This is a genomic window from Vibrio sp. 5S239 (genome assembly GCF_041439575.1).
Classification (GTDB): Bacteria; Pseudomonadota; Gammaproteobacteria; order Enterobacterales; family Vibrionaceae; genus Vibrio; species Vibrio kanaloae.
The window spans coordinates 103543-126318 of sequence record NZ_JBGOOM010000001.1 but is presented as its reverse complement, the minus strand read 5'-3'; the positions used below and the strand labels follow the sequence as shown (position 1 = coordinate 126318).

At 44.6% G+C, this 22776-nt stretch carries 21 protein-coding genes; 14 read left to right on the top strand and 7 right to left on the bottom strand.

What is annotated here, in order from left to right; all coding sequences use genetic code 11:
* The first annotated feature begins 404 nt into the window (after positions 1-404).
* Positions 405-2384, top strand: coding sequence for a replication initiator protein RctB domain-containing protein (locus ACED48_RS00600; protein WP_017057699.1), 1980 nt, complete (start codon positions 405-407; stop codon positions 2382-2384).
* Positions 2385-2764: 380 nt separating this feature from the next.
* On the opposite strand, the gene ACED48_RS00595 is transcribed toward ACED48_RS00600, so the two are convergent.
* The 3 genes from ACED48_RS00595 to ACED48_RS00585 are packed head-to-tail and all read right to left on the bottom strand — an operon-like array spanning position 2765 to position 5046.
* Positions 2765-3283 carry a hypothetical protein gene (locus tag ACED48_RS00595; RefSeq protein ID WP_017057698.1) on the bottom strand — a complete coding sequence of 173 codons (519 nt, stop codon included), beginning with the start codon at positions 3281-3283 and terminating at the stop codon, positions 2765-2767.
* Positions 3280-4212, bottom strand: coding sequence for an ATP-binding cassette domain-containing protein (locus ACED48_RS00590; RefSeq protein ID WP_017057697.1), 933 nt, complete (start codon positions 4210-4212; stop codon positions 3280-3282). The genes ACED48_RS00595 and ACED48_RS00590 overlap by 4 nt, the downstream gene beginning before the upstream one ends.
* A 9-nt stretch (positions 4213-4221) precedes the next feature.
* Positions 4222-5046, bottom strand: a complete 825-nt coding sequence (locus tag ACED48_RS00585) for an ABC transporter ATP-binding protein (protein WP_029627162.1) — start codon at positions 5044-5046, stop codon at positions 4222-4224.
* Positions 5047-5406: 360 nt separating this feature from the next.
* Between ACED48_RS00585 and ACED48_RS00580 the strand changes: the two genes are divergently transcribed.
* Positions 5407-5601, top strand: coding sequence for a PA3496 family putative envelope integrity protein (locus ACED48_RS00580; protein ID WP_004732575.1), 195 nt, complete (start codon positions 5407-5409; stop codon positions 5599-5601).
* Positions 5602-5836: 235 nt separating this feature from the next.
* Complete coding sequence (locus ACED48_RS00575) at positions 5837-6346, top strand: NADAR family protein (RefSeq protein ID WP_315897563.1); 510 nt, start codon at positions 5837-5839, stop codon at positions 6344-6346.
* A 225-nt stretch (positions 6347-6571) separates the two neighbouring features.
* Here the strand turns inward: ACED48_RS00575 and ACED48_RS00570 are convergent, their stop codons facing one another.
* Positions 6572-7330, bottom strand: a complete 759-nt coding sequence (locus tag ACED48_RS00570) for an ABC transporter substrate-binding protein (RefSeq protein WP_017057694.1) — start codon at positions 7328-7330, stop codon at positions 6572-6574.
* Positions 7331-7418: 88 nt separating this feature from the next.
* Here ACED48_RS00570 and ACED48_RS00565 point away from each other — a divergent pair, with 88 nt between their 5' ends.
* A complete protein-coding gene (locus tag ACED48_RS00565; protein ID WP_017057693.1) occupies positions 7419-9827 on the top strand; it encodes a response regulator in 2409 nt (802 codons plus the stop codon).
* A 115-nt stretch (positions 9828-9942) separates the two neighbouring features.
* Here ACED48_RS00565 and ACED48_RS00560 read toward each other — a convergent pair whose 3' ends face one another.
* Positions 9943-10671 carry a UTRA domain-containing protein gene (locus ACED48_RS00560; RefSeq protein WP_017057692.1) on the bottom strand — a complete coding sequence of 243 codons (729 nt, stop codon included), beginning with the start codon at positions 10669-10671 and terminating at the stop codon, positions 9943-9945.
* Between the two features lie 211 nt (positions 10672-10882).
* Between ACED48_RS00560 and ACED48_RS00555 the strand changes: the two genes are divergently transcribed.
* The 10 genes from ACED48_RS00555 (at position 10883) to maiA (ending at position 20675) form a co-directional block, all read left to right on the top strand.
* Positions 10883-11986 carry an ABC transporter substrate-binding protein gene (locus ACED48_RS00555; protein WP_017057691.1) on the top strand — a complete coding sequence of 368 codons (1104 nt, stop codon included), beginning with the start codon at positions 10883-10885 and terminating at the stop codon, positions 11984-11986.
* A gap of 33 nt (positions 11987-12019) precedes the next feature.
* Positions 12020-12919 (top strand): alkaline phosphatase family protein, encoded by a 900-nt coding sequence (locus tag ACED48_RS00550; protein WP_017057690.1) that lies wholly within the window; start codon positions 12020-12022, stop codon positions 12917-12919.
* Positions 12916-13809 carry an ABC transporter permease subunit gene (locus ACED48_RS00545; protein WP_004732590.1) on the top strand — a complete coding sequence of 298 codons (894 nt, stop codon included), beginning with the start codon at positions 12916-12918 and terminating at the stop codon, positions 13807-13809. The genes ACED48_RS00550 and ACED48_RS00545 overlap by 4 nt, the downstream gene beginning before the upstream one ends.
* Positions 13809-14594, top strand: coding sequence for an ABC transporter permease (locus tag ACED48_RS00540; RefSeq protein WP_017057689.1), 786 nt, complete (start codon positions 13809-13811; stop codon positions 14592-14594). The genes ACED48_RS00545 and ACED48_RS00540 overlap by 1 nt, the downstream gene beginning before the upstream one ends.
* A complete protein-coding gene (locus ACED48_RS00535) occupies positions 14594-15613 on the top strand; it encodes an ABC transporter ATP-binding protein (protein WP_017057688.1) in 1020 nt (339 codons plus the stop codon). Before ACED48_RS00540 ends, ACED48_RS00535 begins: the two co-directional genes overlap by 1 nt.
* Position 15614: 1 nt before the next feature.
* Positions 15615-16274 carry an HAD family phosphatase gene (locus ACED48_RS00530; protein ID WP_017057687.1) on the top strand — a complete coding sequence of 220 codons (660 nt, stop codon included), beginning with the start codon at positions 15615-15617 and terminating at the stop codon, positions 16272-16274.
* 401 nt (positions 16275-16675) lie between these two features.
* On the top strand, positions 16676-17749 hold the full coding sequence (gene hppD / locus ACED48_RS00525) for a 4-hydroxyphenylpyruvate dioxygenase (RefSeq protein ID WP_017057686.1): 1074 nt from the start codon (positions 16676-16678) through the stop codon (positions 17747-17749).
* Positions 17742-18902, top strand: a complete 1161-nt coding sequence (locus tag ACED48_RS00520; RefSeq protein WP_017057685.1) for a homogentisate 1,2-dioxygenase — start codon at positions 17742-17744, stop codon at positions 18900-18902. Before hppD ends, ACED48_RS00520 begins: the two co-directional genes overlap by 8 nt.
* A 9-nt stretch (positions 18903-18911) precedes the next feature.
* Positions 18912-19949: a fumarylacetoacetate hydrolase family protein gene (locus ACED48_RS00515; protein ID WP_017057684.1), complete on the top strand. Its 1038-nt coding sequence runs from the start codon at positions 18912-18914 to the stop codon at positions 19947-19949.
* Positions 19950-19970: 21 nt separating this feature from the next.
* Positions 19971-20675, top strand: coding sequence for a maleylacetoacetate isomerase (gene maiA, locus ACED48_RS00510; RefSeq protein WP_017057683.1), 705 nt, complete (start codon positions 19971-19973; stop codon positions 20673-20675).
* Between the two features lie 188 nt (positions 20676-20863).
* Here maiA and ACED48_RS00505 read toward each other — a convergent pair whose 3' ends face one another.
* Both ACED48_RS00505 and ACED48_RS00500 read right to left on the bottom strand, forming a co-directional pair.
* Positions 20864-21634 carry a TerC family protein gene (locus ACED48_RS00505; RefSeq protein ID WP_017057682.1) on the bottom strand — a complete coding sequence of 257 codons (771 nt, stop codon included), beginning with the start codon at positions 21632-21634 and terminating at the stop codon, positions 20864-20866.
* A gap of 359 nt (positions 21635-21993) precedes the next feature.
* Entirely contained in the window at positions 21994-22743 is a 750-nt protein-coding gene (locus ACED48_RS00500) for a 3-oxoacyl-ACP reductase family protein (protein WP_017057681.1), read from the bottom strand.
* Between the last annotated feature and the right edge of the window lie 33 nt (positions 22744-22776).

Sequence of the window (22776 nt, the reverse complement as noted above, 5' to 3'; positions counted from 1 at the left end):
TAAAAATATCCACACCGTCGGCTAAAAAGAGCATGATCAATCTGAGGCTGTGGATAAGCTGTACAAGTACAATGATCATGCTTTCTAAGTAATAATGATCATGCTTACAATGACTTAATGATCATAGTTCTGATTGTTTGTGATCATGCTTTCTTTAGTTTAATGATCATAGTTTCGTATTTTTTATGATCATGCTTTCCAATAGGATTTATTTTAATTATTTTAATTCAGTAACTTATAAGGAAATCAAGGTCCAGATCATTAGATCACTTAATCATTTAAGATCATATTAATCAAAAAGATCAGTTATTTAAAAGCCAATAAATTCTCTTTATTTATGATCATTCTTTCTTTATCATTCAGGAACTATAGTGATATTACGGTTAGTGTGATACGGATCAAAAATGAAACCAGAAGAAAAATTGTTAATTAAGGCACGAAGCCACAAAGATGGTCATTTATTTGAGGTATCAGAAACAGCCGTAGAATGGATAGAGCAATACCAACACTTCAAAGGTGTCACCAAGAGCATAGTTGAACTTCTTAACTTAATTTCACTTCGTGGTTTTAGTAGTAAAGATGGTTATGTTTCTACCACAGAGATTATTGAATCAACCGATGGTCAGGTAACTCGTGCTGCCTTACAACAAAGGTTAAGAGCCGCAGTAAATATTGGTCTTTTTAAACAACTTCCAGTTCGCTTTGAAGAAGGCCTTGCGGGTAAAACCATGCTGCATCGATTTGTTAACCCAAACCAATTGATATCGGTATTAGGCGCTACTAGCCTAGTCACAGAAAGTGTTAAACAAAATGAAAAGCAAAAGCGTTCCAAAGCTCTTGCTCAAACCAAAGTAAACAAACGTTTATTGAATGAGCATGGTCTTAATACCCCACCAACAATGAAAGACGAAGCCGATCAATTCATTGTTTCTCCAACAAATTGGGCTGGGATTATTGATCAGGCACTAGCACCACCTAGAACGCGTAAGAGTTACCAGAAATCTATGGTTTCGATCTCCGGTACTCGAGCTGTGATCGAGACACGATCTTCTAAAAATATTATGACGGTTGATGATCTGATGACACTTTTCGCGTTATTTACGCTAACCGTTCAGTACCATGATCATCACCAAGATGATTATCATTTAGACGCGAAACACACTCCGAACAAAACACCACTCTACATCACTGATATTTTGTCTTTACGCGGCAAGAAAGACAGTGGCCCTGCACGTGATTCGATCCGCGATAGTATTGATCGTATCGAATTTACGGATTTTCAATTGCATGAGCTGACCGGTCGTTGGCTTAGTGAAAACATGCCAGAAGGCTTCAAGAGTGATCGTTTCCGATTCTTAGCTAGAACCATTACCGCATCGGAAGAAGCGCCTACAGAGGGCTCTGACGGCGAAATTCGTATTAAACCGAACCTCTACATCCTCGTTTGGGAACCTTCGTTCTACGAAGAGTTACTGACTCGTGATTACTTCTTCTTATTTCCGCCAGAAATTCTGAAGCAACATACCTTGGTTTTCCAAATGTACTCTTACTTTAGAAGCCGGATGGCTCGTCGCCATACGGATTGCATGTTACTGAGTGAACTGAATCAGAAGTTAGCTCGTAACATCGATTGGCGTCGCTTCTCTATGGATTTGATTCGCGAACTTAGAAAGCTGGGTGAAGTTGGAGATCAGGAAGATACCTTCCTAGTAAACTTGTGGGGTTATCATTTAACGATCACATCGTTGGTCGAAAAAGGGAAAACGACCGATTATCAGGTAGATATCAAATGTAATGTGGAAGAAGTCTTACGTTACTCAAGAGCGCGTACCACTAACGCAGGTAAGCGTAATATGGCACCAACGCTGCCGAACCCATTACGCAACGAGATGGTTTCCAAACAAAAGTTGGAAGAGCTGTCTGAAATTATTGATGGTGAGTTTGAGCCTATTCAGCGTAAAGCACCGTCGCCAAGAGGTAAATTGGGACGTCGAGTTAAGCAGCGTAAACATTCTGTTGAGATCAACGCTGACGAGATCATGATTACTCTCTCTAAATATACCTCTGCAGAGGCTCTAGAACGCAGTATAACGGCTTTATCTGCTATGACAGGGCACTCACATGCCTCAATCAAAGAAGAGTGCTCAGAGCTCATTGAGAAGCTTGATTGGTTGAGAGTAGGGGAGGAGGTTATCCCATACGAAACACTGAGTCGCTTAATTGAGCTTTACAACGACCGTGATAGCACCAGCAACCGACACCTGTCCATTGAGCGTTTGATCTCTGGTTTAGCTGTGCGTCGTAAAGTGTGTAAACAAGTTCATGAAGGTCACCTTGACGAGAACGTGTTCCTCGCACTCGATGAAATGGCGATTGGCCACTAGTCATTATCCTATCGCGATAGTCCTGTTTTACCGTCGCTGAATGGATAGTTTTGAACACATTAGGTGCTGATTAAAATCGCACCTAACGCTGACAAAATGATGACAAAGTAACGCATCCAGTTGATTATTATTTATCCCGAATAGACAACCTTTGTCCTTTCTTATGATTAATAGATTGGCTCATATTTTGTTACATCATACTGAATAGATTTTTGCGAGTTCCTGAAGGACTCGCTTTTTTTTGCCTGAAATTTAGTAAATCATTAAAAATCAATGGTTTACTGAATTAAACGCCGAAGCATGATCAAGGCTAGATCATGCTTTTTATGGATCTAACTTTGATGAGACTCTGGTTTGATGTTTGATCTAGAAGGGCTTGCTCAGTGTAGGTGACGTTCAATAGTACCTTGATCATCGTTTCGGGGATGGGTTGTCATAAAGCGTACATGCGATTCGATCAATTTTTCTGATTCTGCTTCCCAACGCGGTTCTTGCTGTTGGTTTGTAAACTCCAAAGCCAATACACACAAGTGTTGTAGCCGCTGTGTACACCACTCTTGCAATCCAGTTTCTGATTTTGGATCACATGACACCGCTTGCAGTTTGCTATAGGCGAACATCAGGTATTGGTAGGCTTTTTCTTGATGGCTTGAGTTGCTAGCCTCCTGCGAATCCAACTCCGGATTCGATGAATCCGCGAGGTGGCGATAGAAAGTAAAGATTCTCAGGCATCCATCTAGCCAACATGCGATGCCTTTGCTCTGCTCATCCGTGATCAAAGGCCCCCAGAGTGCATCTGGAGGCGTTAAGATCAAAGGTTCTAACCGGTCCACTTGATCATGCTTTCGGTTTTTGTACCAATCTCCGATCCGATCTAACCAAGTGTCTAGTTCATTCATGCAACGTTATCCCACTGTTTTACAAAGTGATTATCAGCAACTTGTTTGATTTCATGCTGTATTTCACTGCTCTGATCTCGAATACGATCAGCGTCTATTGAATAGTTTGGTTCATTTTTGACGAGTTCGCCAAATGGTAGATCGGGATCGGGCACGGCAGAGATCAACAACTTAGTGTACGGGTGTTGTGGATTGGTCAAGATCGACTGAGTTGATCCCCACTCGACGATCTGTCCTTTGTACATCACCGCTGTCTCTTCTGCGATGTAATGTGCCGTGGCAAGATCGTGGGTTATGTACAAAAAGCCAATCCCCAACTCTTTTTTCATTTTTTGCATTAGGTTCAACACGCCAAGTCGAATCGAGACGTCCAACATCGAGGTGGGTTCATCAGCAAGAATAACCTCAGCGCCAACGGCCAGTGCTCTGGCTAGGTTAACCCTCTGTCTTTGGCCTCCACTGAGCTCGTGCGGGTATTTGGCGAGAGTTTCGATGGGTAACTCCACCAGCGTTAACAACTCTTTGAGGCGCTCTGTGAGAGCCTGTTTAGTGGCTACCTGTTTATGGATCTTAAGTGGGCGCGTTAAATGGTGCTCAATAGTGTGAGTGGGATTGAGTGAACCAAAGGGGTCTTGAAAAACCATTTGCACACGGCTGCGATAATCCAAGATATCTTTACGGCTTTTCAGCGTAGAGATGTCTCTGTCTTTGAACAGTATCTCTCCCTCTGTCGCAGGGTAAACCTTGGTCATCAATCGTGCGCAGGTGCTTTTCCCGCAGCCAGATTCTCCAACCAGTGCCAGTGTTTGGCCTGCATGCAAGTCAAAACTCACACCATGCAGTGCTCTAAAGATCTCTTCTTTGCCAAGTCCACCACCAACAGTGAATTCTTTAACGAGGTTTTTTACTTGAAAAATAGGTTGTGACATGGAGCTCTCCTAGCACGCCGTCGCGTGAGCATGTTCATGAATATTAGGGAAAGAACTCCATAGCTTTTGGGTGTAGGAGTGTTGTGGGTTGTTACGAATCTCATGGGCGTTATTGACCTCAACTATCTTGCCGTGGCGCATGATGGCAATGCGATCGCACAACTGGCTCATCAGTGCGAGGTCATGGGTGATGAAGAGTATCGAGAAACCAAACTCCTCCCTGAGTTGGTGTATCTGCTGCAATATCTCGCGTTGCACTACCACATCCAGTGCTGTGGTGGGTTCGTCCATGATGATCAGCTTCGGGTTGAGGGCGAGAGCGATGGCAATCACCAAACGTTGACGCATGCCGCCACTGAACTGGTGCGGGTATTCTGTTAGGCGGTGGCGTGGAATATTCACAAGGTCGAGCAGTTTCTCGGCGCGATCTTTAGCTTGTTCGTTATTCATGCCCTTATGGTGGCGCAGCACATCCGCAAACTGCTCTTCGATGGTTAAAACGGGATTGAGCGAGTTCATGGCGCTCTGGAATACCATCGCGATCTCGCTCCAACGCAATGTATTCAAATGGTTGTCCGATAAGTTCAACAGATCTTGTCCGTCAAAGACTATCTGACCTCCAGAAATGAAAGCTGGCGGCTTATGCAGGCGGTTAATGGCAAACGCGATGGTGCTTTTGCCACAACCGGACTCTCCGGCTAAGCCGAAAATCTCGCCTTGGCCTATGCTAAAGCTAACGGATTTGACCGCATTGAAATCACCGTCATCGGTGATGTAGTCGACACATAGATTCTTTACTTCGAGAAGTGGTGTATCCAAATTTTCCACAGATATGATAAATACTCACTTATGATATTGATAACTATTATCATTAACATGAAGTGAATTTAGTGAAAGCGATGAGCACAAAAAGAATGAAGTGCCTCGAAATTTATCTTGGGTTATTTCACGAATTTTCAGAAGAAACGAAGAGTTGAAAGAGGGGAAAATGAGAGTTGGATCAAACCACATTTATTATGGGTAATTTTTTTAATGTAATTGCAGAAAATGCCTTTGGCAAAGTTTAAATGAGGTATTTGTTAATTAGGTTTGTGAAGCGTCGGAATCATCACATTTCAGTACAGAACTTCTTAACAAGCGAAATCGCATTTGCTACAGATTACCTGTCCATTACATGGTGTTTCGGAGGAAAAAATGTCCATTAATTCTATCAACCATGATGAAATGACAAATATTGCAAATAAGTGGGATGCTGAAGAAGAAGTATCTTTCAAACCAGAAAAGAAAATGAAGTCTGCTGAAGCTCGTCGTCGTATAGAAGCTCTAAGAGAAATCAGAGAAAGCGGTTTTAGTCTGGAAGAAGCGAGGGAACTAGGCCTTATTCACTAATAATCTCCATTGCATTTAGAAGGGTGGCACAACGCCACCCTTTAATTTATAACCACTTTCCTTTAACACCTAACTGTATTAAATCAACAAATTTTCTCTCTAAACCACTGTACCGCTTCACTATTTCCTCTTTGAAGTTACGACCTTCAGATTTAAAAACCGCACATGGCGTACTCTTGAACTAAGTCGTTTGACAGCAATATGCAACGCCACTAGTTTTAAAGTTGAAGTATAAATATGTGATGTCCTTGGTAAGGAAAAGGCTATGTCTAATTCTGTGTCCCAAAATAAAGAAGTGTTGTTTTATGAACCTGAAGATCCGAACGGATACCTTTCAAATTTTGCGGCTTGTCCTATCAAAGTTGATGATAAAGTTTGGGCAACCAGTGAACACTACTATCAAGCGATGAAATTTGTCTCTGAAGCGCTGCGCAATACCATTTTCGAAGCCAGCACTCCTGCTGAAGCATTCTCTTTGAGCCGATATTATGAAGGGCAAGTTCGTGAAGATTGGTATGACATTCGTGTCGAAGTCATGCAATTCATTGTGACCGAGAAGTTTAGACAGAACCACAGATTTGCGCGGTTTCTTGTTAACACTGGAGATTCAGTGATCAAAGAGCATTCTCATAAAGACCATTTTTGGGGCGATGGGGGGGATGGAACTGGTGAGAACCGTTTAGGCGAGATCTTGATGGAGGTGCGTCAACAACTTCGAAATCAACAATTGGATTTGATCTCTTAGCATTAATCACTAATAGCTCTACTATATAAATGACAGTGTCCTTAAAGAGTCAACATAAAGGCCACTCTGCAATTTGGTATATGAGCTGAGCAGGGCGGCCTTTCTTATTTTGGTATGAATAGTGTTTTGGTGAGAATATTGTTTTAGTAAGAACACTATTTTTGGCGAACACTTGTTATCAGAGGGAGCTAAAGTACGCTACCAAAGATACACATTGTACAGGTCTTATAAATAACTCTGCACAATGTCATTGAGTTGCCCATCGTCTTTCATCTGGCCTAGACGTTGGTTAATGAAAGATTGCAGCTTAGGATCCATCTCAGGGTCGAACGCCAAATGGATTGGGTAGTTATTGATAACAGAACCAAACTCTTGCATCTGGTAGTCCTCAATACGTAGCTTCTGCTCGTTTAGGTTGTATTTGATTCGTGATTCCATCTCCACAAACACGGTATCGCCTGGTGTTCGATTCAGGACACGAAAAGCGGCAGCGTAATCTTTAACTCGGATCTCGTTGAGCTTACCTTGTTGGATGTAAGGCTCTAAGTTCGGATATTCAAATCCCACTAGCAATACCACTGCTTTTCCATCTAAATCATCGATTGTATTGAACTCAAACGGCTTTTTACCGCTGCTGAGTAACACGTGTTTTACATTGTAAATCGGGTCTTTCGACAAGTTAACGGATTGGATGTTTCCCCAGCTAGGGCTGCCGTAGGTCAACCAGTTGGGGTTCTCTCTCACATTGAGCTTATCGATCATTCGGTTAAAAGGGTAGGTGTGATAGTTGATCTCATATTGGCTACTATCGAATACCGCCTTAACAATATCTGAAACCATTCCTCTGTGAGATGAATCGTCAGTTTCGATCTGAAAAGGTTGCGCTTGGCTCGCAATAATGTAGTAGTGAATAGGTTCGCTTGAAAAAGCATAACTGCTTGAAAACAAACTGACTATGGATGAAAAGATAAGATGTTTTTTCATAACCTTCCCTAGTTATTTGATGAATGAGTACTATTATACTAATTGAGTAATTGTAGTTTACTGGGATAACAATAGTGGTAATTTTTGTATGGTAAAAAAAGGAAAGCGCTATATTGGGCTCTCTCGACAATTGATCGGGGTAATTGTCGTAATTAGCACCTTATTCACAGTCATAGTGACAGGCTTGGGGCTGTATGTGGAATATCAAAACCGAGTGACTTTTATCAGTTCTCAGATCGAACAGGTTAAAGCTGGTTACCTCTCCGGTTTAACGGCTAGCTTGTGGGTTGAAGATCGAGATCAATTACTTGTGCAAGCTGAGGGGATCTCACGCCTACCTTCTGTAAGTTATCTACTCATTGAAAATCCCGATGAAAAAATCTTAGAACTGGGGCAAATATCTTCTGAACATTCTTATTCTCAGTCATGGGAAATGGTGCATCAGATGGGAGATAAAAGTTACCCTCTTGCGACTTTAACGGTGCAGGCTGATTTAAGTATGATCCTCTATCATCTAGGTAAACATGCCCTCTTACTACTTACGTTCGAAGCCGTTAAAGTTTTCTTGTTAGCTGTGGTGTGTTTAATTATTGTATATCGTCTCGTTGTAAAGCGCTTGATGACCATGTCTTCTCAAATCAATCAACAGCAATTAGAAGACAACAAGCCACGTTACTTAACGCCAACCGAACGCACATATAAAGACGAGATATCAACGCTAGAAGTCAGTTATAACCAATCTATTGAGCGTATCCGTAAACAGTATCAAGAGTTGGTGAAAGCCAAAGATACAGCAGAAGTTGCCAACCGAAACAAGAGTGAATTTCTTGCCAACATGAGCCACGAGATCCGAACTCCGATGAACGGAATTATCGGTCTTTCCTCCCTGCTTTCTGAAATGGATATGCCTAAAGAGCAAAAAGAGTATATCGATATGCTCAATACCTCTTCACTGACACTTCTTGACCTTATTAATGACATTCTCGACTATTCGAAGATTGAAGCGGGTCACCTAGAGTTGCAGCAAGAACCAATGAAGATGATGGGGATTGTCGCGGATGTTGAATCGACGTTTAGAGTTAAGGCTGAACAGAAAGGGCTCAGGTTCCAGTTGGCGATTGATCCTAAAATTCCAACCATGGTTATCGGTGATGGCACTCAGTTAAGACAAGTGCTGAATAATTTAGTGGGGAATGCAATCAAATTTACTGAGTATGGCCATGTCACGCTCTCGCTTCGTTTAGAAAAAGTAGTTGAACCAGAGCAAAAGCTAAGGGTGAGGTTTGAGGTTATCGACAGTGGTATTGGTATCGCAGAAGACAAGCAAAAATCGGTGTTCGATAAGTTTCAACAAGCTGACGGCAGTACCACGCGTATTTACGGTGGAACCGGACTTGGTCTCACAATATGTGATAAAATCGTTAGCTTGATGGGCAGTCAATTAGAATTAACTAGTGAGGAGGGCAAGGGCAGTACATTCTATTTTGTTGCTGATTTTGATCCGTGTTTGGATATAGATGAGAGCTGTATCGATTTCAACAAACTCTCCGTGTTATTGGTTGATGATAGTCAGTTGAACATGCGAATTACTTCCACACAGCTTCAATCCTTTGGCGTCGCATCTGAATGTTGTGAGACGGCAAATCAAGCGCTTGAGTTAGTTTCAGAATCTATCGCCAAGTCAGCACCTTATGACTTGGTGCTTATTGATAAAGTGATGCCTTCTATAGATGGCTTCCAGCTGGCTACTCGTTTGATAGAACGTTTTGGTAAAGAATGCCCTAAGTTGGTGATGATCTCTGCCGATCCCAGAAAGCAAGATGAAGTGTACGCTAAACAAGTGGGGTTTGTTGCCTACATTGCTCGTCCTTATCAAGATAACCAGATTAAATGGACCATTAGCGAGGTGCTCGCAAGAGCGGAGGATACCTCAACCTTTACCTATCCAAACAGAGGTGAAGTCGCGTTCAAAGACAATGAACCTGTACCACTAACTAAATCTGCAGCCTCTGTTCCACCCAAACAAGCAGAGAAACAAGATCCAATCAAAGAAAACCCGAGACCAGAAGTGGTCACTGCTTCATTCAGTGGTAAGGTTTTGGTTGTTGAAGACTCTAGAGTGAATCAACAAGTGGCCAAGATGATGCTTAAGAAGCTTGGTTTTGAGGTTGATATTGCCGACAACGGTGAAATTGGTGTCGAGAAATTCAAAGCTAACGAATACGAGATGATCTTCATGGACTGTCAAATGCCGGTTCTCGATGGCTTCGAAGCAACTAAGCAAATTAGATCGTTAGAAGAAGGTTCTTCAAAGCATATTCCAATCGTTGCTTTGACCGCTAACGTTGTACCTAGAGACAAGCATTTGTGTTTTGATGTTGGTATGGATGAGTTTATATCAAAGCCTGTCAATCAAGGTAGGTTGAGAGATATAGTAGAGCGCTTCTTGTCTGAAGATCCTGAATCAACCAACAAACATGAACAGAAAATTGTCTAGGTTAGGGTTGCTTGCTAAGCAAATCTGTTAAAATAAAACTCCGACTGAATCTGTCGGAGTTTTGGTTTTGGCTAACTAGTGCATCACAAACCAAAGCCTCTCTATCAATATTGCACTACCCAATACTGTCGATATGAATCACTACCGAATCGGGTCGCCAGTACTCCAATTCACAGTCCATCAACTCGCCATCTTGTTTGTAGTTCACTCGGCAGATCTTTAGAACAGGCTGGCCTTCGGCTAAATTCAGCGCCTTGGCGACATGTGCGGGTGCAGAAGTTGGAATCACATCAAAGCGCGATCGTTTAGTCTCGTAGCCATATTTTTCTCGGTAGATGCCTGTCAGCGACATGGTGAGGTTTTCCGACAACACCTTTTCAAATAGGGGCGCTTTCAAAACGTTTTCAACGAACAGTACCGCTCTGCCATCAATAAAGCGCAATCGCTCAATTACGTGTATCGGGGTTATCTGTTCTATCTCTAATGCTTTGGCGTAGTTGCCCGCGGCCATCTCTGTGCGAGTGCTCAGCAGGCGTGTTTCTGCTATGCGATCTTGTTCTCGAATCATTTGATGAAAGTGGGAACGTGATAATGGGTTATAGCGAACACGTTCGGGTGACACATACCAACCTCGACGCTCTTCTCGATATATCAAACCTTCGGTTTCTAATGAGACCAACGCATCTTTGAGCGTGATTCGTGTGGTTGAAAATAGCTCGCTGAGCTCTCTTTCGGATGGCAGTTTTTGTCCCTCGGTGAAGATGCCAGATTGAAGCTGTTCTCTTATGCTCGCCTTAATTCTGCCTAGCTGTGTCCCTGATTGCCCTGTAGCCAATGTTCTCATTACTGATCTAGTCCATAAGTTCGTGTGCTCAATAAGGTAAACCACGGAGTTAACAGGAATGTGACAGTAAACAAAGGCTTGCTGTCATATGAGTGAAATATAACTGCCACGGAAATGCATCCTAACTGTCAAATAAGTTGCGCGAAAGCGTCATATTCTGGCGATAGCATACAAAACGAACTTACTGACCTAGTCCAGAAGGATAGAGACAATGAAAATTTTGCTTAGCCGTTCAACTGTATCGCCAGCCAAACTGATTGGTTCACCTGCGAAATTAATAGGCGCAACGCTAATAACGGCAACACTTTCAATGCCGGCGATGGCGAAGGATGCTGATCTTGAGTCACTGATTGAAGCCGCTCAAAAAGAGGGTGCGGTTTACAGTGTGGGTATGCCAGACAGTTGGGCAAACTGGAAAGGCACATGGGCTGACCTGAAAGCAAACTACGGTTTGAAGCATCAGGATACCGACATGAGCTCGGCTCAAGAGATCTCGAAATTTGAAGCAGAGAAAAGAAACGCAACCGCAGATATCGGTGATGTTGGTTTCGCATTTGCACGTGTCGCTGTGAAAAAAGACGTGACTCAGCCTTACAAACCAAGCTCTTGGAATGATATTCCAGACTGGGCGAAAGACAAAGATGGTCACTGGGCTCTGGCTTACACCGGCACTATCTCATTCATCTCAAATAATAACCTTGTTGAAGATGCACCCAAATCTTGGAGTGACCTACTAGAAGGTGACTACAAAGTAACCGTCGGTGACGTAGGTGTAGCCGCGCAAGCAAACAACGCAATTCTAGCGGCTGCATTTGCTAACGGCGGTGACGAGTCGAACCTAAAACCGGCGATTAAATTCTTTGGTGAATTAGCGAAGCAAGGCCGTCTGTCTTACACAGATCCAAGCATCGCAAACCTTGAAAAAGGCGAAGTGGAAGTGGCAATCATGTGGGATTTCAACGCATTGAACTACCGCGACAAGATCGACCGTGAGCGCTTTACAGTAAGCATTCCACAAGATGGCTCAGTGATCTCTGGTTACACCACCATCATCAATAAATACGCGAAAAACCCTAACGCGGCGAAATTGGCTCGTGAATATATTTTTAGCGACCAAGGTCAAATCAACCTAGCAGAAGGTTACGCACGTCCAATCCGCAGCAACATCACGCTGCCTAAATCAGTACAAGACAAGCTGATCTCAAACGAGCAATACAGCAACGTCCACCCAGTGACTGACTTCTCAGCATGGGAAAAATCAGCACGCCGCCTACCACGTCAATGGCAAGAAAGTGTCTTGATTCACCAGCAGTAATCCGTATCCAAAATAAGCAATAGAGAATAGACCATGAGCAATAAGGTTATCCTTGTTGTTCTAGATGGACTGAACTATCAGGTAGCCCGTGATTGCATGGGCTACCTGAACGGTCTTCTAGAACTAAGCGATTTGCAGACAAAACAGGGTGATATGCATGAGAAACAGGGCGATTCGTACAATAAACAGAGCACTTCGCAGAGCACGCAAGAAAACAAGCTGCGCGCCACGCTTTACCCTGTGCAGTGTGAGCTGCCATCTATGTCACGCCCACTGTATGAGTGCATTCTGACCGGTGTTCGCCCTGTCGAGAGTGGCATCGTCAACAATCAAATCGTGCGTTTATCGAATCACGAGTCGATCTTTAGCTTGGCGAAATTGCAGGGCAAAGTGACGGCTGCAGCGGCATATCATTGGGTGAGTGAGCTGTATAACCGAGCGCCATTTGATGCTGTACGCGACCGTTTCACTAACGATGAAACCATGAATATCCAACACGGCTGTTTTTACCACTGGGATCACTACCCAGATGAAGCCTTGTTCTTGGATGCTGAGCACTTGCGTGTTACTCATCAGCCGGACTTCTTGTTGATTCACCCAATGAACATTGACGACATAGGGCACAAGCACGGGTTGGATTCTCGCCAGTACCGCAACAGTGCTCGTGGCGCGGATATTTACCTATCAAACTATCTTGAGAAGTGGGTAGACGATGGTTATCAGGTGATCATCACCAGTGACCACGGCATGAACAATGACTTGTCTCACGGTGGCATTCTGCCTGAAGAGCGTGAAGTGCCATTCTTTGTGATTGGCGATAAGTTCACACACCAAGAGTGTTCAGTGAAACAGACCGATATCTGCGGCAGCGTCTGTCAGCTACTCAACCTTGAACACGATAAATCTTATACTCAGGAATTGTTGGCCTTATGAGCAGTTCTGTAATCACGCAGAGCGATGGCTCTGCGCTTAAACCCAAAACCAAATCTTTGTTTCAACGCTTCAAGCCCGCCTTGTGGCTTGCGCCTTTCGCGCTGTTTTTCTATCTGTTCCAACTGGCACCTATGGTTTGGGTGCTGATCAACAGCTTCTTCTACGACGATGAGCTCTCTCTCGAAAACTATTCTGAGATATTCGATTCTGCTTTCATGATGCAGGCTTTTGGCAACAGTTTATGGCTGTCGATTTGGTCGAGTATTGTTGGCTTAGCGATCGCGACTCTGCTCGTTTCTTCATTGCGCCGCGTTGATTCTAAAATCCGCGATGCGGTGATTGCGTTTACCAACATGAGCAGCAATTTCTCAGGGGTGCCTCTGTCGTTCGCCTTCATCATCATTTTGGGCACCAATGGTGCGATTACCTTATTGCTCAAGCAGTATGGATTACTGGGTGATTTCGACCTGTACGGTAAATGGGGCTTGCTGGCGATTTACATCTACTTCCAGATCCCATTGGCGGTGTTGTTGCTGTATCCAGCGTTTGATGCCTTGAGTGACGACTGGCAAGCCGCTTCGGCATTGCTTGGCGCGAAAACTTGGCAGTACTGGACTAAAATCGCGCTGCCTGTGCTATCTCCTGCCTTGTTCGGCACCTTCATCATTTTGATTGCTAATGCGATTGGCGCCTACGCGAGCGTGTATGCGTTGACCTCGGGCAACTACAACGTAATTACGATTCGAATCGCGAGCTTGGTATCGGGAGATCTGTTCTTAGAACCAAACCTAGCCGCCGCAATTTCAGTGATTCTGATGGCGATGCTGGCCTTCATCACCGTGATTAACCAATGGCTTATCAGCAAAAGCTACGCAGGGAAGAGAAAGTAATGAACACCGTCAATACTCGCTTTCATAAAACGGTTGTCTATTCGATTGTTGGCATCATGATGGTCCCGATCTTAGCGACCTTTATCTATTCAATCTCTTCTCGATGGGGCGCGACGATCCTGCCGGATGGTTTCACGTTGGATTGGTACATCAATTTGCTGACCGATCCTCGCTTCTTACAAGCCTTTGGTCGTTCACTGTTTATTTGTGTGGCGGCGCTGTCATTGAGTGTGGTGTTGGTTTTGCCTGCGATTTTCGTGGTGTTTTACTATTTCCCGAAGCTCGACAAGGTGATGAATATCCTGATCTTATTGCCGTTCGCGGTGCCGCCAGTAGTGTCGTCAGTCGGCTTGCTTCAGCTGTATGCAGACAGCGAAATCTCACTGATAGGCACGCCGTGGATTCTGATTGGTACTTACTTCACCATCGCTCTACCATTCATGTACCGCGCGATTGCCAACAGCTTTGAAGCGATCAACCTGCACGACTTGATGGACGCTGCTCACCTGCTTGGTGCAAGCACCACCAAGGCGTTCTTGTTGATTATTCTGCCAAACCTTAAGAAAGGCTTAATGGCGTCATTGTTCTTGTCGTTCTCGTTCCTATTAGGCGAGTTCGTGTTCGCCAACATCTTGGTGGGTACACGTTACGAGACACTGCAAATCTACCTATACAACATGCGTCAAACCAGCGGCCACTTCACGTCAGCCCTTGTGATGACGTACTTCCTGTTTATTTTCTTACTGACTTGGTTGGCAAGTCGTTTCAGCCAGGGAACAAAATAATGAGCTATGTAAATGCGAAAAACCTCACCAAGCGTTTTGGTGACAACACAGTGTTTGAAGATATTCAATTCTCAATCGAGAAGGGCGAATTCATTACTCTGCTTGGCCCAAGTGGCTGTGGTAAATCGACTCTACTCCGCAGCTTGGCTGGCCTGAATCCTGTCGATGGTGGCGAGATCTGGGTTAACGGCGAAGAGATTACTCACCAAGTGCCGCAACAGCGTGGTATCGGCATGGTGTTTCAATCTTATGCGCTGTTTCCGAACATGACGGTTGAAGGAAATATTGCCTTTGGCCTGAAAATGAAAAAGTTTGCCGCCGATGAGATTAAGCACGAAGTTGCGAAAGTAATTGGGCTGGTGGACTTAACGGGCAAAGAGAAATTCTACCCACATCAGTTATCGGGTGGCCAGCGTCAACGTGTCGCCTTAGCTAGAGCCTTGGTGGTCAAGCCGCGTATTCTATTGCTCGATGAGCCGCTTTCGGCGCTGGATGCGAAGATCCGTAAACACCTACGCCAACAGATCCGAGATATTCAAAAAGAGATGAACCTGACCACGATCTTCGTGACTCACGATCAAGAAGAAGCGATGATCATGTCTGACCGCATCTTTTTGATGAATAAAGGTGAGATCGTCCAAGCGGGTACACCCGAAGAGATCTACACTCAACCTGCCAATGAATTCGTTGCTGGGTTCATGGGCCACTACAATTTGGTGCAAGCGAACAAAGCCAAGCAGCTGTTCAACATTGAAACCGAGTGGAAAGTAGCGATTCGACCTGAATCTATCTACGTTAAAGAGCAAGGCCGACAGTATGGCGAGCATATCTCTGTGCCGAAAACGGGCACCATTCGCAACCACCAGCTGCTGGGTAACGTGATTCGCTACCAAGTGGACGTCGATGAATGTGAACTGACGGTTGACCTACTTAACCGTTCCTCTGAGCGACTGTTGGCAAACGGCAGCCAACTTGAACTCCTGTTTAACCTTAACGAAATTCAACCTGTGAGAGCCTAAGATGTTCAAACCTTTGTATGTATTTGATATGGACGAAACGCTGATCAATGCCGATGCAGCAATGCTTTGGAATGAGTTCTTGGTTGAAAAGGGCATTGCCACTGCGCCCAACTTTATTGAAGAAGATAAGCGCTTAATGGGCCTGTATTCGGAAGGTAAACTGAATATGGAAGATTACCTAACGTTTTCCATGCAACCACTGGCCTACATGCCAACAGAGCAAGTGACTGCCTTGGTGGAAGAGTGTGTCGAACAACATATTTTGCCTAAACAGTTCAAGCAGTCTAAGTTTTTGATTGATCAGCTAGCGCGCGACAACATCGATATGTTGATCATCTCAGCCAGCGTCACTTTTTTAGTGGAAGCGGTCGGCCGTAAGATTGGTATCGAGAACGCACTCGGTATTGATTTGATTGAAAACCAAGGCCGTTTCACATCTGAGATCTCAGGCGTGCCAAGTTACCGTGAAGGTAAAGTGATTCGTTTAAAAGAGTGGTTAGACAATCAAGAAACCAACTACTCAGATATCCACTTTTATACGGATTCAATCAACGACTTACCTTTGTGTGAACACGCTGATTTTGCTTATTTGGTGAACCCATGCCCGCGTTTAAAAGCGTTAGCTGATCAACCGAATTGGTCGATTTTGGAGTGGGATTAATGCGAATTTTATATTGGAATTAGGTTTTTCTAGAGCTCATCAAGCCGCTGACTACAGTGGCTTTTTTGTATTCAATGCATTTCTGTAAGTTATGCCTGTACGAATAAAAGCTTACCTGTAACAACTTATTCACATCCTATGTTCGATTGTAAATTAAAGCACCGCCTTTCAATCCTTTGATAGTACTCACTTTCCTATTCTAGCTGTTCGCCTGTAACAATTACTTTACATATTGACGAGTTTTCACCGTGACCGTCCATTTTCTTCGATGCATTCCATTATCTCGGCTTGTGGGCCAAATTTAATTAAGGACAAAAAACACACAACACTTAATCGTGTAATAGAAAGCACGTAATAAAAAGTCACGTAATACAAAACCAATAGGTACAAGGAGAAAGTTCATGGTGGATACATACAACCCGCTTGGTACGGATGGATTCGAGTTTGTTGAATACACGGCCGTTGACCACAAGGGAATTGAGCAACTTAAAGCGCTGTTTGTGTCACTTGGTTTCGCTGAGATCGCCAAGCACCGATCAAAAGAGGCTTGGCTGTATCGACAAGGTGACATCAACTTTATCGTTAATGAACAGCCACACAGCCAAGCGGAAGCCTTTGCTAAAGTGCATGGGCCATCAGTGTGCGGTATGGCTTTTCGTGTCAACGAAGCAACATCTGCTATGGAGCAAGCATTCAAGGGCGGTGGTGAAGAGTACAAAACAGAAATAGGGCCGATGGAGCTGAGCATTCCTGCCATTTATGGTATCGGTGAAAGTTTGCTTTATTTTGTGGATCGCTATGGCAAGCAGAGCATCTACGACGTTGATTTCCGATTCTATGACGATGCGGAAGAGCGCATGGCCGAAGCTAATGTTGGCTTGTATGAAATCGACCATCTCACGCACAACGTGAAGCAAGGCAATATGGATGTTTGGTCTGGGTTTTATGAGCGCATCGGTAACTTCCGTGAGATTCGCTACTTCGACATTGAAGGTAAGCTGACAGGCCTTGTGAGCCGCGCCATGACCTCACCATGTGGCAAGATCCGAATTCCAATCAATGAGTCTTCAGACGACAAATCACAAATCGAAGAGTTCATCCGCGAATACAACGGCGAAGGTATCCAACACATCGCGCTCGCTACGGATGACATTTACAAAACGGTGAAAACCCTCCGTGATCGCGGCATGGACTTTATGCCAACCCCTGATACCTATTACGAGAAAGTCGACGAGCGTGTGAAAGGCCACGGTGAAGACACTGATCTGCTGCGCGATTTACGTGTTCTGATTGATGGCGCGCCGACCAAAGATGGCATCTTGCTGCAAATTTTCACGCAGACGGTCATCGGCCCTGTATTTTTTGAGATCATTCAGCGTAAAGGCAACGAAGGCTTTGGCGAAGGTAACTTCAAAGCGCTGTTTGAATCGATTGAAGAGGACCAGGTTCGTCGAGGAGTATTAGACGATGCATAAATGGATCTCGTTTCCTCATCGGGAGGGGGTGTGTTCTAAACAAGCGCATGCCGATTTTCCCGAAGAGGCAATCTATGAGCGGGAGGCGGGTCGGAGTGGTTTCTTTGGCCCTGCGGCTCACTTCCATCACCAACATGCCCCAACAGGTTGGTCGGAGTGGGAGGGGGATTTACGCCCTCGCGCTTTTGATTTTACGCTGGTGGACAAAGCCAGTCAGATAACCCCTTGGGCTGTGCCTCATCTTTTGCACAACGCAGAGTGCAAAATCCGCGTATGGCGCATGGATGAGAAGATGGATTTCTTGGTGCGTAATTCCGACGGGGATGAGCTGTTGTTCATTCATCAAGGCAGTGCTGATCTCTATTGCGACTATGGCCATTTAGAAGTGAGTGAAGGGGATTACGTGATGATCCCGCGCTCGACCAATTGGCGCTTAGAGCCAAGTGAGCCGATGTTTATCTTGATGATAGAAAACACCGACGCGGCTTATTCCTTGCCAGAGAAAGGCATGGTCGGCAATCACGCGGTGTTTGATCCTGCTGTGCTCGACATACCTTCAATCAACGATCAATTCCGCGCTCAGTACTCAGAAAACCAAACTCAGGTTCAGGTAAAACGCCACGACAAAGTCAGCGTTATTACTTATCCGTTCAATCCATTGGATGCAATTGGTTGGCATGGCGATTTGGCCGTGGTGAAAGTGAATTGGCGCGATATCAGACCCTTGATGTCACATCGCTACCACTTGCCACCTTCTGCGCATACCACCTTTGTTGGCGCAGGTTTTGTGGTGTGTACCTTTGTACCACGCCCGATTGAGAGCGATCCTGGCGCATTGAAAGTGCCGTTCTACCACAACAACGATGATTACGACGAAGTGCTGTTCTATCACGCTGGTGACTTCTTTAGCCGCGACAACATTGAAGCGGGCATGGTGACCTTCCATCCGGCGGGCTTCACTCATGGGCCTCACCCAAAGGCGTTCAAGGCTGGGCAAGCGCACAAGAAGAAGTTTACCGATGAAGTGGCGGTGATGATCGATACTCGCCACGCGCTGCAGTTCTCTGATGAACTCGATAGCGTTGAGAACAAAGAATATGTCTACAGTTGGCAAGACTCTGGTTTGAAAGAAATGGCTGACGATAAGAAGTAAGGGACAAGGATGAAATTAGCAACCAAGAAAAATGGTACTCGCGATGGCCTATTGATGGTCGTGAGTAAAGATCTCAAACAGTGTGTGGCTGCCACTGAAGTCTTCCACGCGATGCACCTTGCACCCACCATGCAGGTGGCTTTGGATAACTGGGACAGCGTGGCTTTTCAGTTAGAAGAGTTATATACCTCGTTAAATAATGGGCATGTGACAGGCAGTGAAGCCTTTGCACCTCAGTATTGTGAATCACCTCTGCCACGCGCTTATCAATGGGCTGATGGCAGCGCTTATGTAAACCACGTTGAGTTGGTGCGTAAGGCTCGTGGTGCTGAGATGCCAGAAAGCTTCTGGGTCGATCCACTCATGTATCAAGGTGGCTCAGATGCCTTTATTGGCCCTCGTGACAACATCGAATTTGCCAGTGACGAGTGGGGCATCGATTTCGAGGGTGAGGTGGCGATTGTCACCGGTGATGTACCGATGGGCGCTAGTGTTAAGCAAGCGCACGATTCGATTCGATTACTGATGTTGGTGAACGATGTGTCGCTGCGCGGTTTGATTCCAGCGGAGCTTGCTAAGGGTTTTGGCTTCTTCCAGTCTAAACCGTCTTCGGCGTTCTCTCCGGTTGCGGTAACACCTGATGAGCTTGGTGAACAGTGGAAAGGCAGTAAGGTACATTTACCATTGATATCGACCTACAACGACCAGCCTTTTGGTTGCCCGAATGCAGGCGTCGATATGACCTTCAACTTTGCCGAGTTAGTTGTGCATGCAGCGAAAACTCGACCACTGTCGGCCGGTGCAATCATAGGTTCAGGCACGGTATCGAATAAACAAGGCACCGATCATGGCACCTCAATTGCCGAGGGCGGTGTGGGTTATTCATGTATTGCCGAAGTTCGCATGATCGAGACGATTCGTGATGGTAAACCGTCGACTCAATTCATGTCGTTTGGTGACTCGATCAAGCTTGAGATGTTTGATGCAGCGGGTGACTCCATTTTTGGTGCGATTGACCAAAAAGTGAGCCAGTATCGAGCGCTATAATCCACGTAATAAGGTTTCAGTATGAGCGAGAGCATCGTGAACAAGAACATTATCCTTTACGGTTACTGGCGCTCGTCCGCAGCCTATCGAGTGCGTATTGGATTAAACCTAAAGCAGATCAACTATGAATCCAAATCTGTGCATTTGGTGCGTAATGGCGGCGAGCAGCATGATCCACAATATCGTGAGCTCAACGCTAGTGAATTAGTGCCGGTGCTGGTGGATGGTGACGTTCAACTCAATCAGTCGCTGACGATCTTGCAATACTTGGACGAAAACTATTTGTGTGAGAGCAGCCCAGACTCCTTGTTGATTCCAGAGCAAACACCACTGCGCTATCAAGCGTTGGCAATGGCTCAGGATATTGCGATAGAAATTCACCCTCTTAATAACCTGCGTGTGCTGCAGTATTTGGAGCGAGAATTATCGTGTGAGCAAGAGGCAAAAATGGATTGGCTTCACTATTGGATGAGCCAAGGTTTCTCGGCGTTAGAAGAGAAGCTTTCTAAGCATCGTCAAACACACGGTGATTCGGTGTATAGCCTCACCGATTCACCATGCATTGTCGATATCTGCTTAGTGCCGCAAGTCTACAATGCGCTGCGTTTTGGCGTTGATATGTCGCCGTATTCGCTGATTAATTCGATTGTTGAAGCGTGTAATCAGTTACCCGCTTTTATCGAGGCGATGCCAGAGAATCAAGCGGATGCGAATGCACCGGTGTAAATACTCGTCCCTTGCATCACTAAAGTCGTTTCTGGACAATTTCATGCTAGCAACCTTCCTAAATTAGCAATTAATGAATGATCCTTATTTATAGAAAGCCGCTTTGTCTAGTGCTGACCGTGTCGGATAGGTTTGCACATTCCGAATTAGCAGAGCTGACAGTCTCCTTATAGTGGAGACGTGTCTCATTAGAATGTAACTCGGTTCGCTTTGGACTGATATGCTTTAATTCGCTGGATGGTTAAGGTTCGCTTATGTTTGTTTTTTATTTGTATATGACATAACTCAAGCGCTAGTCCGAAAACCATAGCAAAGTACACATAGCCTTTATTGATATGAATGGCTAGCCCTTCCGCCATCAACAACCCTCCTAATAAAACCAAAAACAGTAAAGCCAGCGTTTTAAACCCTGGGTAACGAATAACCAAGTTGTTAATTTTTTCCGCTGTTAAAATCATAAAAATCGCGGATGTCAAAATAGCGGCTATCATAACGGGCACTTCAGATGTTAAGCCGACAGCGGTTATAACTGAATCCATTGAAAAAACGGCATCTACCGCTACAATCTGGAGAAGTACGACGGCTAGTCCAGTCCTAGCTTGAGTCGAATATGACGATGGTGTATGTCTTAACCATGACCAAAGTTCTTTCGCACTTTTAGCTAACAAAAAACCACCACCCAATATCATAATAATATCTCGCCCGGTGAACGTTGTATGGGCGAAGCTCAGCAAAGGATTAGTCAGAGACATCACCCACGAAATAGAAAATACAAGACCTATTCGCGTTAACACCGCCAGACCAATACCTAAATTACGTGCAACTTTGCGTTGCTGTTCGGGAAGCCGCTCACATAGAACAGAAATGAAGACGACATTATCGACACCCAAAACAATTTCAAGAATCAATAAAGTTGCAAATACTACCCAGATTTCGGGTTGTAGAAAGAGCTCTAGCATGTGCTTATCTCCTTAATACAAGAAGACAATGGGATAAAACGGCACCTAACGGGGTCGTCCATAGAAGTAATTTACCTCTTTGTTTAGAAATGTTGGATTAAGAGTCAGAATTCAATTTAATAACGCTAGTTTTTAATGTGTTATCTATTTTATTGTTGAACTCAATATTTAACATCGGATGTTTATGTGGTAGTGACTGGATGTCGTTGGCAAGTATGCAAAACTGATCAAAGCCAAGGGGTTCTAAATGATTGACCTGTGAAATAGGCCAACCATTGTACTTCTCTTTACTAATCATGTATCGATGATTGCTTGAAGTTAGATTGATAAATCACGAGTTACTTGACTGCATATTTTGATTAAGCGGAAAAGCCACCGTCGATCATCAAATCAGCACCAGTGATGTAACCCGCTTCTGAGCTAGCGACGAATGCTACTAAGCTAGCAATCTCCTCAACTTGACCATAACGACCAAGTGCACCGATAGCTTTTACAGGCTCTGAAGTATCGCCATTGTCTGGGTTTAAGTCGGTATCTACCGGACCAGGTAAAATGTTGTTGACTGTAATACCTCTAGGGCCTAGATCGCGAGAGAGACCTTTGGCCAATCCGGTTAGTGCAGACTTGCTCATTCCATATATAGAACCGCCAGCAAAAGGAATGCGCTGAGCGTTCGTACTACTGATATTGATTATTCTGCCGTTATTATTCATATGCTTCGCGGCTTCATGAATAGCCACAAATACACTTCGTACGTTTGTATTGATGGTCTTGTCCCAATCATCCATCGTCAAATTTTCAATACTGTCCCAGATCAGCGTACCTGAGTTGTTTACGACAATATCAATTTGACCAAGTTGTTCTATGGTTTCGCTGATTGCATTTCTGATATCTTCAGTCTTAGTGCTATCCGCCTTTATTGCGATGACTTTGCTACCTTGTGAAGTTAAGTTCTCAGCAAGCGCTTTAGCTTTTTCGTGGGATGACACAAATGTAAAAGCAACAGACGCTCCCTCCAATGCCAATCTCTCAACAATGGCGGCACCAATGCCGCGACTGCCACCTTGGATAAAAGCGACCTTACCTTTGAATCTATTGAAGTTATTCATTATGTTTACCTTAATTGAAAATCGATGTAATCA